Origin of the sequence: Terrabacter aerolatus, assembly GCF_007991735.1 — a bacterium.
Classification (GTDB): domain Bacteria; phylum Actinomycetota; class Actinomycetes; order Actinomycetales; family Dermatophilaceae; genus Terrabacter; species Terrabacter aerolatus.
In genome coordinates this window covers 1-15,515 of record NZ_BJYX01000035.1, presented here as the reverse complement: position 1 = coordinate 15,515, position 15,515 = coordinate 1, and the positions used below count along the sequence as shown (strand labels likewise).

The window sequence follows — 15,515 nt, the reverse complement described above, 5'->3', positions numbered from 1 at the left end:
GGTCAGTCCGTCCGCGGTGGACGCACCCGCAGGGGCAGCTGCGCCAGCACCTCGTAGCGCGGCCGACGCCCCCGCCCCTCGCCGAGGTGGGACTCGACGAGGGCGAGCTCGGACGCCCGCCAGGCCGGCCCCTCCCACGCGTCGAGCGCCCGGATCCAGCGGGTCGCCTCCGTGGGACGGTGGAAGCGCCCGAGCGTGACGTGCGGCGAGAAGCGCGTGCCGTCGGGCGACGCCCCCGCCGAGCTCGCCGCACTGCGTATGCCGTGTGCGACCGCTCCCAGATCACCGCGGACCTGCTCCACACCCGCCCAGAGCACGCGCGCGGCATACGGGTTCGGGAAGGCGCCGGCCCCGGCGAGGCGCAGCACGAGGGGGTCGCGCCTCGCGGCGGAGCGGGTCAGGGCCTCGGTCAGCTCGTCGAGGCGACGCTCCGGGACGTCGCCGAGGAAGGCGAGCGTGATGTGCCACTGGTGGCGGTCGGTCCAGCGGATCTCGGGTCCGGCGTCGCGCCGGGGCTCGAGGTGCTCCTCGAGGTCGTCGAGCGCGTCGTCGGGAGGCACGACGGCGACGAAGAGCCTCATGACGGGTCGGGGTCCGCCGCAGCGCCCGAGGCGATGAGCCCGTCGACGTCGCCGATGCCCCAGGCCGCCAGGGCCGAGCGGGTGCCCGAGCCGGGCGTCGAGGGCGGCGCACCGAGGACTGCCGGGGTGCGCGAGAAGCGGGGCGCCGGAGCCGGCTGGACGACGCCGCGGTGCTCGACGTACGTGCCGCGGGCGGCGAGGTGCGGGTGCCCGGGGGCCTCGGCGTAGCTGAGGACCGGCGCGACGCAGGCGTCGGTGCCCTCGAAGACGGCGGTCCACTCCTCGCGCGTGCGGGTGCGGAACGTGTCGGCGAGCAGGGTGCGCAGGGCCGGCCACCGGCTGGGGTCGAGCCGGTCCGGCGCGGTGTCGGCGAGGTCGAGCAGCCGGAGCAGCTCGGCGTAGAAGGTGGGCTCGAGGGGGCCGACGGCGAGCCACCCGCCGTCGCTCGTCTCGTAGACGTCGTAGAAGGGGGCGCCGGTGTCGAGGAGGTTGGTGCCGCGCTGGTCGGACCAGAGACCGGCCGAGACGAGGCCGAGGACGAGAGAGGAGAGGTGGGCGGTCCCGTCGACGATCGCGGCATCGACGACCTGACCCCGGCCGGACGTGCGGGCCTCGAGGAGCGCGGCGAGCACGCCGACCACGAGGTAGAGCGACCCGCCGCCGAAGTCGCCCACGAGGTTGACCGGCACCTGGGGCGGCCCTCCGGCGCGCCCGATCGCGTGCAGGGCCCCGGTGACGGCGACGTAGCCGATGTCGTGGCCGGCGGCCTGGGCCAGCGGGCCGTCCTGGCCCCAGCCGGTCATCCGGCCGTAGACGAGGCGCGGGTTGCGGGCGAGGCAGGTGTCCGGGCCGAGGCCCAGCCGCTCGGCGACGCCGGGACGGTAGCCCTCGACGAGCACGTCGGCGCGCTCGACGAGGGCGAGGGCGGTCTCGAGCCCGTCGGGGTGCTTGAGGTCGAGGGCGACCGACGGGCGGCCACGCCTCAGGAGGTCGGCCTCCGGGGGCAGTGGGATCGGCAGGGACGGCTCACCGGGGCGGTCGATGCGGACGACGTCGGCGCCGAGGTCGGCCAGCAGCATCGCCGCGAAGGGGGCCGGACCGATGCCGGCGAGCTCGACGACGCGCACTCCGGCGAGGGGTCCCCCGCCGGGCCGAGCGGGCCCGTCACCGCCCGGCGCGGTCACGACCGGTCGCGACCGGACCGGTCGATGAGGATGCCGAGCACCCCGGCGAGGCCGGTGCCGAGGAAGGCACCGAACGCGCCGATGTAGAGCGCGCCCGTCGTCGTGGTGTAGCCCTGGACCTCGTCACCGACGATGGAGATCGCCGCACCGACGATGAACCCCAGGATCGCGCCCGTGATGAGGAAGCGCTTGAAGTTCGGGATGCGCACCTTCTCCGGTCGCGGGCGCGGCGGCGAGTTCGGCGGCAGGTTCGGCGAGGACTGGGTCACGGGTCAAGCGTAAGCGAGGTGAGCGGGAGGAGTCCGTCGAGGTGTGCCCGCAGGCCGCTGGCACGCACGAGGGCGCCGCCGGTCGCCTCCTCCCAGGAGAGGTCGCCGACCGCGAGACGCAACCACGTGGCGGCGTCGGTCTCGATGACGTTGGGCGGGGTGCCACGGGTGTGCACCGGGCCCTCGATGCACTGCACCGCGCCGTGGGGCGGCACCCGCACCTCGACCGTGCGGCCCGGGGCGACGGTCGCGAGCTCCTCGAGGGTGTAGCGCACCGCGGTGGCCGTCGTGCGGCGGTCGGCCGCCCAGCGCGCCGCACGGCACGCCAGCAGGGCGGCGTGTCCCTCGGCGACGGGAGTTCGGCGGCGTGGCGGCATACCTCGCAGGTTATCCGCGCGCGCCGACGGCGATCCTCCGGGGCGGCCTGCGACCGCGCGCACGACCGCAGCCGCTCAGGGGCTCAGGGGCTCAGGGGCTCAGCGCAGCCGGGGGATGACGTCGGCGACGACCTCGTCGAGGACGTCGCGGGAGCCGTGGAACGGGTCCGCCGGCCTGGGCCAGTGGGTGATGACGTCGGTGAAGCCGAGCTCGGTGGCCCGGCCGACCGCGTCCTCGAACGCGGCCGCGCTCGTCAGCGAGAAGGTCGGGGCCGAGTCGAGGTTGAGGTAACGGGCGAAGCCGGCGACGTCGCGACCGGCCGTCTCCAGCGCCTCGTCGACACGGCGTCCCAGGCCGGCGACGAGCCCCCACCACTCGGCGTCGGTCTCGGCGTTGCCGCCGTAGGTCAGCCAGCCGTCGCCGCGCTCGACAGCCAGGCGGATCGACTTCGGACCGTTCGCCGCGACGACGAGCGGCACCCGGTTGCCGGTGTCGCCGCCACGCACGGGGCCGGGCAGGGTGCGCACGTCGCGAGCGGCGTAGAAGCGCCCGTCGGCGGTCACGTGGTCGTCCGTCAGGAGGCGGTCGATCAGGTCGGTGAACTCGTGGAACCGGGCCACGCGGTCGCGCAGCGGCAGGTCCTCACCCATGATGCGCGCGTCGATGTCACCGCCCGTGCCGATGCCCAGGACGAAGCGCCCTCCGGAGATGTCGTCGAGCGCCAGCACCTCACGCATGAGCTGCACCGGGTGGTGGTTGTTCGGGGAGGACACGAACGTGCCCAGGCCGATCCGCTCGGTGACGGCGGCGGCAGCCGCGAGCGTCGGCACGGCACCGAACCACGGCGACTCGGGCAGGCCGCCCCACGTCACGTGGTCGAACGTCCACGCGTGGTCGAAGCCCATCTGCTCCGCCTCGCGCCACATCGGCGCCGCCACGGACCACGGGTGCTCGGGCAGGATCGTCAGGCCGAATCGCATGCCCCGACGGTAGTCCCGGACCGTTGTCGCCGCGCCTGCCGGGTCGTAGCGTCGGAGGGGACCACCTGCACCCGGCGAAGGAGCCGTCATGTCCAACCTCGTCGTCCACTTCGAGATCCACGGCTCGGACCCCGCGCGCCTCGCCGACTTCTACGGCCGGCTGCTCGGCTGGTCGTTCCAGCAGTTCGGTGACATGCCCTACTGGGCCATCGACACCGGCGAGGAGGCCGGCAGGCAGGGCGGCGTCGGCCACGGCATCAACGGCGGCCTGACCCAGCGCCAGGGCCCGAGACCGGAGGTCGGCGGCGCCGTCAACGGCGCCAACCTCGTCGTCGCGGTCGAGGACGTCGACGGCCTCTTCGCCCAGGGCCTCGAGCTCGGCGGTTCCGAGGCCCTCGCACCCGCCGACATGCCCGGGGTGGGACGCCTCGCCTACCTCCACGACCCCGACGGCAACGTCTTCGGCCTCATCTCGCCCGTACTGTCCGACGGCACCACCGCGATGGGTTCCTGAGGCCGCTGCCTCCTACGCTGGTCCGGTGCCGCCAGACCACCGCGCCGGGTCCACCGACCCCGCAGACCCCGCAGACCCCGCAGACCCGGACGACCCTGCCCACCACGTCTCGCTCGAGTGGGACGAGCGCGGCGGCGTGACGGTGCACATGGACGGCTCGCCGCAGTCCCACGTGCAGCCCGACGACCCGACGCTGCTCGTCTTCGAGTACGTCCAGCACCTCGCCCTCGCCATCGAGGCGCTGCCGCCGGGACCGCTCGGCGTGACGCACGTCGGCGGCGCCGGCCTGACGCTCCCCCGGTGGGTCGAGGCGACGCGGCCGGGCTCGCCGCAGATCGTCCTCGAGCCGGACGAGGCCCTGACCGACCTCGTGCGACGCGAGGTCCCGCTCCCCCGCCGCCACCGCATCCGGGTGCGTCCGGTCGACGGGCTGACGGGCGTGCGGGCGCTCAAGGACGCGTCGGCCGACGTCGTCGTGACGGACGCCTACGCCGGAGCGCGGGTGCCTGCGGAGCTCGTCGGGACGGCATACGCCCACGAGGTCGCACGGGTGCTCAAGCCGACCGGACTCGCCCTGTGGAATCTTGCGGACGAACCCGGGATGCGGTGGGTCGCAAGGGTGGTCGCGACCGTGGCCGCGTCCCTCCCGCACGTCGCGGTCGTCGCGACGCACGAGGTGCTCAAGGGCCGACGGTTCGGCAACTCGGTGCTGCTCGCCAGCGCCTCCCCGCTGCCGGTCGACGCGCTGCGCCGCGAGGTCGCGCGCGCCAACCTTCCCACCGGGATGCGTGAGGGCGCGGCCCTGACGAGACTCCTCGCCGGGGCAAGACCCTTCGAGGAGAGCGGGATGCAGAGCCCGCCACCCCCCGAGGCCGGGAAGTGGCGGGCTCGCTGAGCCTGGTCGGGTCAGGCGGCGTCAGCCCCCGAAGACCGCCGGCAGCGTGAACTGGTGCGCCGACCGCAGCTCGGCGACCGACACGGAGAAGTGACCGACGACATCGAGGTCCCGGCCTCCCGTGACGCCGATGCGCGCGTGCGGCACGTCGCCGAGCAGCGCCTCGAACTCGGCCGCGTGGCCGGCCGGGACGGCAACGAGGGCACGCGCGCTCGACTCGGAGAAGAGCGTGGTGAACACGTCGAGCGGGTTGCCGTCGGCGTCGGCCCCGAGCTGGTCGAGGCCGTCGACGGTTACGCCGACGCCGTGGCGCATGCACGCCTCGGCGAGCGCGATCGCGAGACCACCCTCGGACAGGTCGTGCGCCGCCTCGACGATGCCGCTTCGCGCAGCCTCGACGAGGACGCGACCGAGTGCCTGCTCCGCCGTGAGGTCGACCTGCGGCGGCACGCCACCCAGGTGCTTGTGGACGACGTGCGCCCACTCGGAACCGTCGAGCTCGTCGCGGGTCGTGCCGAGGAGGTAGACGTGCGCGTCGTCGCTGCGGAAGCCGGAGCCGGACCGCTTGGACACGTCGTCCATGCCGCCGAGCACGCCGATGACGGGCGTCGGGTGGATGGCGACGTCGCCGGTCTGGTTGTAGAAGCTCACGTTGCCGCCGGTGACCGGGATGCCGAGGAACTTGCAGCCCTCGGCGATGCCGCGGATCGACTCGCGGAACTGCCACATGACGCCCGGGTCCTCCGGCGAGCCGAAGTTGAGGCAGTCGGTGACGGCGAGCGGAGCGGCACCCGAGGTGGCCACGTTGCGGTAGGCCTCGGCCAGCGCCAGCTGCGCGCCGGTGTACGGGTCGAGCTTGGTGAAGCGGCTGTTGCAGTCAGTCGAGATCGCGACCCCACGGCCCGTCTCCTCGTCGACCCGCACGACGCCGGAGTCGTCGGGCTGCGCCAGCGCCGTGTTGCCGAGGACGTAGCGGTCGTACTGGTCGGTGATCCACGACTTGTCGCAGAGGTTGGGCGAGCCGAGCAGGGTCAGCAGCTGCGCCCGGATCTCGTCGCCGGTCTGCGGCTTGGCGAGTGCAGCCGTGCCCGACGCGTTGAGCTCGTCGAGGTATGCCGGCCGGGCCAGCGGGCGGTCGTAGGTCGGGCCCTCGTGGGCGACCGAGCGTGGCGGCACGTCGACGATGGTCTCGCCGTGCCAGGTGATGACGAGGTGCTCGCCGTCGGTGACCTCACCGATGACGGTCGCCTCGACGTCCCACCTGTCGGTGATCGCCATGAACTGCTCGAGGTGCTTCGGCTCGACGACCGCCATCATGCGTTCCTGCGACTCGGACATGAGGATCTCCTGCGGCTGCAGGCTCGCGTCGCGCAGGGGGACGAGCGAGAGCTCCACCTGCATGCCGCCGTCACCGTTGGAGGCGAGCTCGCTGGTGGCACAGGAGAGCCCGGCTCCGCCGAGGTCCTGGATGCCGTCGACGACGCCCGCGGCGTAGAGGTCGAGGCAGCACTCGATGAGCACCTTCTCGGCGAACGGGTCGCCGACCTGGACGGCGGGGCGCTTCGTCGGGCCGCCCTCGTCGAAGGTCTCGGAGGCGAGGACCGAGACGCCGCCGATGCCGTCGCCACCGGTGCGTGCGCCGAAGAGGATGACCTTGTTGCCGACGCCGGACGCCTTGGCGAGGTGGATGTCCTCGACGCGCATGGCGCCGACGCAGAGCGCGTTGACGAGCGGGTTGCCCTGGTAGCAGTCGTCGAAGACGACCTCGCCGCCGATGTTGGGCAGCCCGATGCAGTTGCCGTAGCCGCCGACTCCGGCCACGACGCCCGGCAGGACGCGCTGGGTGTCGGGGTGGTGCAGGTTGCCGAAGCGGAGCGGGTCCATGACGGCGATCGGGCGGGCACCCATCGACATGATGTCGCGGATGATGCCGCCGACACCGGTCGCGGCGCCCTGGTAGGGCTCGATGTAGGACGGGTGGTTGTGCGACTCGACCTTGAAGGTCACCGCCCAGCCGTCGCCGATGTCGACGACGCCGGCGTTCTCACCGATGCCGACGAGGAGCTTCTCGCGCATCTCGTCGGTGGTGTTCTCGCCCCACAGCTTGAAGTGGATCTTGCTCGACTTGTAGGAGCAGTGCTCGCTCCACATGACGGAGTACATCGCGAGCTCGGCGATGGTCGGACGCCGGCCGATGATCTCGCGGATGTTGGCGTACTCGTCGGGCTTGAGCCCGAGCTCGGCCCACGGCTGCTCGACGTCGGGCGTCGACGCGGCGTGCTCGACGGTGTCGAGGACGGGAGCCGCCGGCGCGGCCGGGGCGGTCTGGGTCTCGCTCATGCGGTGGCTGCGCTCTCGAGGGTCTGCTTGATGATCGAGGTGAAGAAGCCGCGGCCGTCGAGGCTCGGGCCGTAGCCCGCCTCGACCGCGTGCTCCGGGTGCGGCATGAGTCCGACGACGTTGCCGCGCTCGTTGGTGATGCCGGCGATGTGGCGGTAGGAGCCGTTGGGGTTGCGCCCGTCGGCGTCGGGGACGTAGCGGAAGACGACCCGCCCCTCGCCCTCGAGCACGTCGAGGGTCTTCTCGTCGGCGACGAAGCCGCCCTCGCCGTTCTTGAGGACGATCGTGATCTCCTGGCCGGCCTCGAAGTCGGAGGTCCAGGCGGTGGAGGCGTTCTCGACGACGAGTCGCTGGTCGACGCAGTTGAACTTGCGGTGGTCGTTTCGGATCAGCGCGCCGGGCAGCAGGTGGCTCTCGGTGAGCACCTGGAAGCCGTTGCAGATGCCGAGGACCGGCAGGCCGCCCTGGGCGGCGGGCACGAGCGCGTCCATGACCGGGGCGAAGCGCGCGATGGCGCCGCACCGGAGGTAGTCGCCGTAGGAGAAGCCACCGGGCAGGATGACCGCGTCGACGCCCTTGAGGTCGGCGTCGCCGTGCCAGAGCGGGACGGCCTCGCCGCCGCACTCGCGGACGGCGCGCGCCGCGTCACGGTCGTCGAGGGAGCCGGGGAACGTGACGACGCCGACCTTCACTGCTCGCCGTCCTCCGCCTCGCCTGAACCCTCGGCCGCGGCCGCCTGCTCGTCGAGCACGTGCACGGCGACGACGTCCTCGATGACGGGGTTGGAGAGGAGCTTCTCGGCGGCCTCACGGGCCGCGGCGAGGTGCTCGTCCGTGACGTCGCCGTCGACGGTGAGCACGAAGCGCTTGCCCTGACGGACGTCGGTGAACCCGTCGAACCCGAGCCGCGGCAGGGCGCCGGCGACGGCCTGTCCCTGGGGGTCGAGGATCTCGGGCTTGAGCATGACGTCGACGACGATGCTTCCCATCAGTGGTGCTTCTCCCTGCGCTGGATGGGCGATGGTGGCGTCCGGGGGGACACCGGGAGTCTATCGGGCGCCACACAGGCTCCTGGACCGCGTCTCAGCACGACCGCAGGGCGTCGCGCGCGACCGCTGTCCCCCGCCCTGCCGACCGTCGACCGCCCCGGCCCTCCGCGGGGCCGTCGGGAGGGCCACGGCGCCACCGCACCACGTGCGTATGCCGCCCGGCCGGACGGCATACGCACGTGACCTCATCGATCGGCGCGTCGATCGGCGCGTCGATCGGCCCGTCGATCGGCGCGCCGGACGACGGGTCGGGCGACGGGTCGGGCGACGGGTCGGTCAGTCGGGGCGACTCGGTCAGTCGGTCTCGGTCGGGCGGGCGGCAGCCGGCTCGGGCCGCGCAGCCACGTGGCCGGCGTGGCGGGCGCGGAGCGGCAGCCAGACGGCGACCGCCATCGTCGCCATCGCGAGCGGCACGTGGACGGCGGTCAGCGAGTCCTGGCTGTCGTCGACGATGAGGCCGCCGATGTAGGACTCGAGCACGAGCAGCACGACAAGGGCAGCGCTGCCGACGAGCAGGTCCCGGCGGTTCCGGAGCTTGACCCAGGCGACGACGAGCGCGACGACGGCGAGGGCGAGGGTGATCTCCCCGCCACGGGCGTGGACCTCGATCCACGAGCCGGCCGCGTCACGCTGGCCGTCGTGCTCGAGGAAGATCCCGGCCCAGAGCCCCTGGAGCAGCACGAGGAGGGCAGCGAGGCCGGTGACGATGCTGAACAGGCGACGGCCGGGGGTGTGGGCGCTGGCGGCGGCGGTCGAGCTGGGCTCGACCCGGGTGGAGGCGGAAGTCATGGCAGTGCTCCTCGGCGAGGGAATCGATCAGACGGAGCCGAGGACGCTTCCGGGCTCAGGTGAACGCGAGGTGAACACGGGGCATGGCCCAGCCCAGGGGAGCCTTGGAGAACCCTGGCAATTGCCGTCCGCGAGCACGCCGACGCTCACCGCTCGCCCGTCGCTCGGCGACGGGCGACGCGCGACCGACGACGGGCGACGGGCGACGGGCGACGGGCGACAGCTCGCGTCAGAAGGTCTCGCCGGTGAGCCGCTCGTAGGCCTCGACGTACTTCGCCCGGGTCTGCTCGACGACGTGCCCGGGCAGCTCCGGCGGCGGTCCGCCTGCCTTGCGGTCCCAGCCGTACTCGGACGAGGTCAGCCAGTCGCGCACGAACTGCTTGTCGTAGGACGGCTGCGGGTGCCCCGGCTCCCACTGCTCCGCCGGCCAGAAGCGCGACGAGTCGGGGGTGAGCACCTCGTCGGCCAGCACGAGGCCGCCCGTGCCGTCGGGCGAGAGGCCGAACTCGACCTTCGTGTCGGCGATGAGGATGCCGCGCTCGGCGGCGATCTCGTTGCCCCGGGCGAGGATCGCGCGCGTCAGCCGCGACACCTCGGCGGCGACCTCGACCCCGAGCTCGGCCTCGACCTCGTCGGGCGCCATGGGCAGGTCGTGCTCCCCCACGGGCGCCTTGGTCGTCGGGGTGAAGACCGGCTCGGGCAGCCGTGACCCGTCGACGAGGCCCTCGGGCAGCACGACACCGGACACGGAGCCCTTCTCGCGGTACTCCTCCAGCCCGCCACCGGTCAGGTACGCGCGGGCGATGGCCTCGACCTTGAGCATGTCGAGCCGGCGCACGAGGACGCCGCGGCCCGCCACGGCGTCGGGCACGTCCGTGGACACGACGTGGTTGGGCACGAGGTCCGCGAGCTGGTCGAACCACCAGAGGGAGAGCCGCGTCAGGACGGCACCCTTGTCGGGGATCTCCGGCGACATCATCCAGTCATAGGCCGAGAGCCGGTTCGAGGCGACGAGCAGCAGCCGCTCCTCGTCGGGCCGACCCTCGGCGTCCAGCGGCGCGTAGAGGTCGCGCACCTTGCCGGAGTAGACGTGGGTGTAGCCGGGCAGCTCGAGCGGTAGGTCGGTCACGCGCACAGCCTGCCATCTCGCCAGACGATCTGGCACGGGGCGTTCGGGGGGCAGGGGCAGGGTCACGTCAGGGCCTCCTTCAAGGCGTCGATCTCGATCACTGAGGTCAGGCTCCGGCGTGCCCGGTGCAGGCGCGACTTCACGGTGCCCTCGGGCACGCCGAGCGCACCGGCCGCCTCGGCGACCGAGCAGTGCGACCAGACGACGAGCTCGATCACCTCGCGCTGCACCGCCGGGATCAGCGCCAGGGCCCGGCGCACCTCGCTCATCCGCCGCTCGTCGTCGACGCGGGTCGCCGTGGAGCCGGCGTGGTCCGGCGACACGGCGCCACCGGAGTCGGTCTCGATGCGTCCGCGCAGCAGCCGCTGGCGCCGGGCCCAACGGGCGACGTTGGCGCACTCCTGGCCGGCCATGACGAGCAGCACGGGCCGCGCCGTCTCGGCTCGCAGCGGGTCCACCGAGCCCGATCGGGCTCGGCGCAGCAGGGCGGTGAAGGTCGCCTGCACGACGTCCTCGGCGGCCGCCCACGACGCCGTGCGCCGGAAGGCGAAGTTGTGCACCGCGTCGCAGTGACGGCGGTAGAGCTCCGTCAGCGCCGCGTCGTCCCCCGCGACGAGTCGGGACCACAGGGCGCGGTCGTCCTCCGACGTCGCCGCCTCAGGCGTCGGTGCTCCCGGGCTCACGGTGACGGCGCTCATGTCAGGAAGAGTCCGGCGCGGGCGCCGGGGTTCGCCTCAGCCGACCGCGATCTCGCCCCGCTCGGCCTTGAGCGCGATGTCGGTGCGGTGGTGCGAGCCCTCGAGCTCGATGACGGCGACGGCGTCGTAGGCCGCCTTCCTGGCCTTCTCGAGCGAGGGCGCGACCGCGACGACGTCGAGCACCCGGCCGCCGGCCGAGACCAGCGCGCCGGCCTCGTCACGCGCCGTGCCCGCGTGCAGCACGACGACACCGGGCACCTCGGCTGCCGCGTCGAGCCCCGAGATGAGGTCGCCGGTGCGCGGGGACGCGGGGTAGCCGTCGGAGGCCACGACCACGACGACGGCGTGGTCGTCGGACCAGCGCAGCCGTCCGAACTCGGCGAGGCCACCGGTCGCGGCGGCGAGGAGCAGCTGCGCGAAGGGCGTCTCGAGCCTGGCGAGGGACGCCTGGCCGTCGGGGTCGCCGAGGCGCGCGTTGAACTCGATGACCTTGGGCCCGCGCGACGTCAGGGCGATCCCCACGTAGAGGACGCCGACGAAAGGCGTTCCGCGCCGGCGCATCTCGTCGACGGTCGGCTGGGCCACCCGCCGGACGATGTCGTCCGCGAGCCCCTCCGGAGCCCAGTCCAGGGGCGAGTAGGCGCCCATGCCACCGGTGTTGGGCCCGGCGTCCTCGTCACCGACGCGCTTGAAGTCCTGCGCCGGGGACAGCGCCACGGCGGTCTCGCCGTCGCTGATGCAGAAGACCGACACCTCGGGGCCGTCGAGGAACTCCTCGACGACGAGCGAGCCGCCCGGCTTGGCGAGGCAGGCCCGCGCGTGCTGCACGGCCACCTCGCGCGAGTCGGTCACGACGACGCCCTTGCCGGCGGCCAGGCCGTCGTCCTTGACGACGTGCGGGGCGCCGAGCGCGTCGAGCGCCAGCTCGACCTCGTCCAGGGTCGTGCAGACGTGGGCCAGCGCGGTCGGCACGTCGGCCGCGGCCATGACCTCCTTGGCGAACGACTTGCTGCCCTCGAGGCGAGCCGCGGCGGCGGACGGCCCGAACACGGCGAACCCGGCCTCACGGCATACGTCCGCGACACCGGCGACGAGGGGAGCCTCCGGCCCGACGACGACGAGGTCGACGGCGTACTCCCGCGCCAGGGCGGCCACGGCGGCCCCGTCGAGGATGTCGACGGGGACGCACAGCGCCGTCGCGTCGATGCCCGGGTTGCCCGGCGCGGCGATGACCGCGTCGACCTCGGGATCGGCCGCGACAGCCTTGACGAGTGCGTGTTCACGGGCGCCGGAGCCGAGCACGAGGACCTTCACGGCGACCAGCCTAGGGGGCCTCGAGGCGCGCCAGCAGGCCTGCCCGGACCGTGGGCCACTCGTCGACGAGGATCGAGTGCACCGCGGAGTCGCGCCAGCTCCCGTCGGCCCGGCGCACGTCGCGGCGCGTGACCCCCTCGAAGGTCGCTCCCAGCTTGAGGATGGCTGCCCGGGACCGGGCGTTGACGACGTCGGTCTGGATCTTGACCCGCCCGAAGCCGCACGTCTCGAAGGCGTGCGCGAGGAGCAGGAACTTCGACTCGGGGTTGACCTGCGTGCCCCACCAGCGCGAGCCGTACATCGTCCAGCCGAGGTGGACGTGCTCGCGCCCCGTGTCGACGTCGCCGAGGGAGCTCGAGCCGACGACGGTCCCCGCGGGGCCCAGGTCGCCGTCGGCGACGAGCCTGATCGTGTATGCCGTCCGGCCCGTCCCGTCCGCCGCGCGGGCGGCGACGGCCGCCTCCACGAGGGCCTCGGTCTCGGCCGGCGTCCGGTGCGGACGCATCATGAGGAATCCCTGCTCGTAGCAGCGCTCGTCGGAGTAGACGTCGAACAGGCCGGGGGCATCGGCGGCGGTCGTGACGTCGAGCCGGACGAAGCGGCCGACGAGCGGCGCGCCGGTCGGGGGGACACAGGCCTCGGAGAGCATGAAGTGACAGTAGACTTGATGGTTCCCGCGCCGCCCGAGGCGCCCTCAGAGTCCTTGGATGTCAGTGAGCACTTCGAACGCATCGTCACAGCGGAGCAGCGCGCCCGGTTCTCGCGGCGTGTCACCGGTGTCGACCAAGAACATCCCCGACGAGCTCGCGCGCGAGATCGCCGTCGAGCAGGCGCACGTCGACCGGGTCCACGAGGAGCTGGAGAAGGCGGGCGTGCGAGCCGACAGCGTCCAGGCCGAGGGCCTCGCCCGCAGCCAGTTCGGTCGCCAGGTCGAGGTCGGCGACGCCGAGGGAGCGGCCCTCTTCGAACGCGACGCGCTGATGTTCCACGCCGCGAAGCGGCGCACGGCGCTCGACACGCAGTACGAAGGTCTCGTCTTCGGACGCCTCGACATCGACCACGCGATGCTGCGCGCCTCGACCACCGGCTCCAACGGCGACGGCGGCCGGGACGGCCACCGCCCGGCCGACGGGTCGTCCGGCGAGGACCGCGAGGTCCGCTACATCGGGCGCCTCGGCGTCCGCGACGACGACTACGAGCCGCTCGTCATCGACTGGCGCGCGCCCGCGGCCTCCGCCTTCTACCGGGCGACGCCGACGCAGCCGATGGGCGTGCTGCGCCGTCGCGTCCTGCGCAGCCGAGGTACCACCGTCATCGGCATCGAGGACGACCTCATGGTGCCCGAGGCCCCGGACGACCTCGTCGTCGTCGGGGACGGCGCGCTCATGGCGGCGCTGACCCGCAGCCGCGGTGGCCGCATGCGCGACATCGTCGCCACGATCCAGGCCCACCAGGACGAGGCGATCCGGGCCAGCGCCCGCGGCATCACCGAGATCACGGGCGGTCCCGGCACCGGCAAGACGGTCGTCGCCCTGCACCGCGCCGCCTACCTGCTCTACTCCGACCGGCGGCGCTTCGAGTCGGGCGGCATCCTCGTCGTCGGTCCCTCGGGTGCCTACACGGCATACATCGAGCGCGTGCTCCCGTCGCTCGGCGAGGAGAGCGTCATCCTGCGCGCCCTCGGCGACGTCCTCGACGTCGTGCACACCGAGCGGCTCGACCCGCCCGCGGTCGCGCGCACCAAGGGCTCGACCCGCATCCGTCCCCTGCTCGGCGCTGCGTCGCGCGGTCGGGTGCCCGGCACCCCGACCGAGTTCCGCGCCATGGTGGCCGGCCGACCGGTCCGCCTCGAGGCCCGCGACCTCGACCGCGTGCGCTCGCAGGTGCTGCGCCAGCACCAGCGCAACACGGCGACGGCCGCCGCCCAGGACGCCCTCGGCGAGCTCGCCTGGACCTCGCTCGGGATCACCGGCGACCGTGAGGCCAAGGAGGAGTTCCTCGACAAGTGGGAGGACCACCTCGACGTCGAGGCCTTCATGCAGGTCTGGTGGCCGCAGGTCGACCCCCGCGAGGTGCTGCTCTGGCTCGGCGACCCCGAGCTCGTGCGCCGCCACTCCCGCGGCACCCTGCGCGACGAGGAGATCGAGCCGCTCGCCGCCTCGTTCCGGCTCGCCGCCGAGACCGGCACCTGGTCGGTGGCCGACGTCGCCCTCATCGACGACATCTCCGCCCGCGTCGGCCCGGTGCAGGAGGCGCCCAAGGAGGAGCGCGGCTTCTACGAGATCGAGGAGCTCGAGGACCTCAGCCAGTACGGCGTCACCGAGGTGCAGCCGGTCGTCAGCGCGGCCCGCGACGCCGGCGCACCTCTCGTGCTCACCGACCCGCGCGACAAGCTGCTCGCCGGTCGCATCGGCAAGCCCGACGAGTACGCCCACGTCCTCGTCGACGAGGCCCAGGACCTCTCCCCCATGCAGTGGCGCATGATCGGCCGCCGCGGTCGGTATGCGTCGTGGACCGTCGTCGGCGACGCGGCCCAGGCGTCCTGGCCCGACGCGTCCGAGGCCACCGCCGCCCGCGAGGAGGCGTTCGGCTCGCAGGCGCGCCAGCAGTTCCACATGGACACCAACTACCGCAACGCGCGCGAGATCTTCGACTACGCAGCCGAGGTCGTGCGCCGTCAGGTCCCCGACGCCGACATCCCGCAGGCCGTGCGCGAGACCGGCATCGAGCCGGTCGAGGGCCGGCTCGGGCCTGACGCCCTCACCGCGGTGCGCGAGGCCGTGACGGCGCTGCTCGAGCAGGTCGAGGGAGCCATCGCCGTCATCACGCCGTCGACCCACGCTGCCCGCCTCGCCCCCGTCGCCGAGCTGGGCGAGGGACGGGTCCAGGTCATCGACCCGATGTCGACGAAGGGCCTCGAGTACGACGCGACCGTCGTCGTCGACCCCGACGAGATCACGCGCGAGTCGCCCGGCGGGGTGCGGGTGCTCTACGTCGCGCTGACGCGAGCAGCCCACCGCATGACCGTCCTGACCTGAGTCGTCGCGACCCGGGTCGGGCACACCCCGTCACGCGCGCCCGCGCCGGAACCGCGTGGTGTGCGTGATCCCGGCAAGGTAAAGACTTGTTCAAGGATTGTGCGAAGCGTCGACTGGCCCCCTGAGCAGGGGGATGATTGCCTCAACGTCAAGGAGCGCGACACCACCCTCCCCGCCGTCTCCTCCCCCCTGAGACCCTTGGCGTCCAGCGAGGTCCCGCCCCCCAAATGTGGACATCGCTCCGGGCGAGGGACGAGATGCAACCCCCCTGCATCTCGCCCCTCGCTCGTCCCATGTCCGGGGCCGCTGCGCCGCCGGCCCTGCAACGGCAGCGTCGGCGTCGGCGTCGACCCGGCCC

16 protein-coding genes are annotated in these 15,515 nt (G+C 73.3%); 3 read left to right on the top strand and 13 right to left on the bottom strand.

Annotated elements, in window-relative coordinates:
* Window positions 1-2: 2 nt before the first annotated feature.
* The 5 genes from thpR to TAE01_RS19390 form a co-directional block, all read right to left on the bottom strand.
* Window positions 3-581 (bottom strand): RNA 2',3'-cyclic phosphodiesterase, encoded by a 579-nt coding sequence (thpR, locus tag TAE01_RS19410; RefSeq protein ID WP_147068459.1) that lies wholly within the window; start codon window positions 579-581, stop codon window positions 3-5.
* Entirely contained in the window at window positions 578-1,765 is a 1,188-nt protein-coding gene (locus TAE01_RS19405) for a CaiB/BaiF CoA transferase family protein (RefSeq protein WP_147068458.1), read from the bottom strand. Before TAE01_RS19405 ends, thpR begins: the two co-directional genes overlap by 4 nt.
* On the bottom strand, window positions 1,762-2,034 hold the full coding sequence (locus TAE01_RS19400; protein WP_246111468.1) for a hypothetical protein: 273 nt from the start codon (window positions 2,032-2,034) through the stop codon (window positions 1,762-1,764). The genes TAE01_RS19405 and TAE01_RS19400 overlap by 4 nt, the downstream gene beginning before the upstream one ends.
* Window positions 2,031-2,411, bottom strand: a complete 381-nt coding sequence (locus TAE01_RS19395; protein WP_147068457.1) for a sterol carrier family protein — start codon at window positions 2,409-2,411, stop codon at window positions 2,031-2,033. Before TAE01_RS19395 ends, TAE01_RS19400 begins: the two co-directional genes overlap by 4 nt.
* Before the next feature lie 99 nt (window positions 2,412-2,510).
* Window positions 2,511-3,392 (bottom strand): LLM class flavin-dependent oxidoreductase, encoded by an 882-nt coding sequence (locus TAE01_RS19390; RefSeq protein ID WP_147068456.1) that lies wholly within the window; start codon window positions 3,390-3,392, stop codon window positions 2,511-2,513.
* Window positions 3,393-3,480: 88 nt separating this feature from the next.
* Between TAE01_RS19390 and TAE01_RS19385 the strand changes: the two genes are divergently transcribed.
* Both TAE01_RS19385 and TAE01_RS19380 read left to right on the top strand, forming a co-directional pair.
* Window positions 3,481-3,906: a VOC family protein gene (locus TAE01_RS19385; protein WP_147068455.1), complete on the top strand. Its 426-nt coding sequence runs from the start codon at window positions 3,481-3,483 to the stop codon at window positions 3,904-3,906.
* Between the two features lie 25 nt (window positions 3,907-3,931).
* A complete protein-coding gene (locus tag TAE01_RS19380; protein ID WP_307723858.1) occupies window positions 3,932-4,801 on the top strand; it encodes a spermidine synthase in 870 nt (289 codons plus the stop codon).
* A 21-nt stretch (window positions 4,802-4,822) separates the two neighbouring features.
* Here TAE01_RS19380 and purL read toward each other — a convergent pair whose 3' ends face one another.
* The 8 genes from purL to TAE01_RS19340 all read right to left on the bottom strand — a co-directional run bounded on the left by purL (window position 4,823) and on the right by TAE01_RS19340 (window position 12,768).
* The gene (gene purL / locus TAE01_RS19375) at window positions 4,823-7,141 is read right to left on the bottom strand and encodes a phosphoribosylformylglycinamidine synthase subunit PurL (RefSeq protein WP_147068454.1); all 2,319 of its coding nucleotides are present in this window, start codon (window positions 7,139-7,141) and stop codon (window positions 4,823-4,825) included.
* Entirely contained in the window at window positions 7,138-7,833 is a 696-nt protein-coding gene (gene purQ, locus TAE01_RS19370) for a phosphoribosylformylglycinamidine synthase subunit PurQ (RefSeq protein WP_147068453.1), read from the bottom strand. The genes purL and purQ overlap by 4 nt, the downstream gene beginning before the upstream one ends.
* Window positions 7,830-8,129, bottom strand: a complete 300-nt coding sequence (gene purS, locus TAE01_RS19365; protein ID WP_147068452.1) for a phosphoribosylformylglycinamidine synthase subunit PurS — start codon at window positions 8,127-8,129, stop codon at window positions 7,830-7,832. Before purS ends, purQ begins: the two co-directional genes overlap by 4 nt.
* 354 nt (window positions 8,130-8,483) lie before the next feature.
* Complete coding sequence (locus TAE01_RS19360; protein ID WP_147068451.1) at window positions 8,484-8,978, bottom strand: hypothetical protein; 495 nt, start codon at window positions 8,976-8,978, stop codon at window positions 8,484-8,486.
* Between the two features lie 229 nt (window positions 8,979-9,207).
* Complete coding sequence (locus TAE01_RS19355) at window positions 9,208-10,113, bottom strand: phosphoribosylaminoimidazolesuccinocarboxamide synthase (protein WP_147068450.1); 906 nt, start codon at window positions 10,111-10,113, stop codon at window positions 9,208-9,210.
* A 56-nt stretch (window positions 10,114-10,169) separates the two neighbouring features.
* Window positions 10,170-10,805 (bottom strand): RNA polymerase sigma factor, encoded by a 636-nt coding sequence (locus TAE01_RS19350; RefSeq protein ID WP_147068449.1) that lies wholly within the window; start codon window positions 10,803-10,805, stop codon window positions 10,170-10,172.
* A 36-nt stretch (window positions 10,806-10,841) separates the two neighbouring features.
* Window positions 10,842-12,119, bottom strand: coding sequence for a phosphoribosylamine--glycine ligase (gene purD, locus TAE01_RS19345; protein WP_147068448.1), 1,278 nt, complete (start codon window positions 12,117-12,119; stop codon window positions 10,842-10,844).
* A gap of 10 nt (window positions 12,120-12,129) precedes the next feature.
* Window positions 12,130-12,768 carry a GNAT family N-acetyltransferase gene (locus TAE01_RS19340; protein ID WP_147068447.1) on the bottom strand — a complete coding sequence of 213 codons (639 nt, stop codon included), beginning with the start codon at window positions 12,766-12,768 and terminating at the stop codon, window positions 12,130-12,132.
* 127 nt (window positions 12,769-12,895) lie between these two features.
* Between TAE01_RS19340 and TAE01_RS19335 the strand changes: the two genes are divergently transcribed.
* Window positions 12,896-15,157, top strand: coding sequence for a HelD family protein (locus TAE01_RS19335; protein ID WP_147068446.1), 2,262 nt, complete (start codon window positions 12,896-12,898; stop codon window positions 15,155-15,157).
* Window positions 15,158-15,515: the final 358 nt, after the last annotated feature.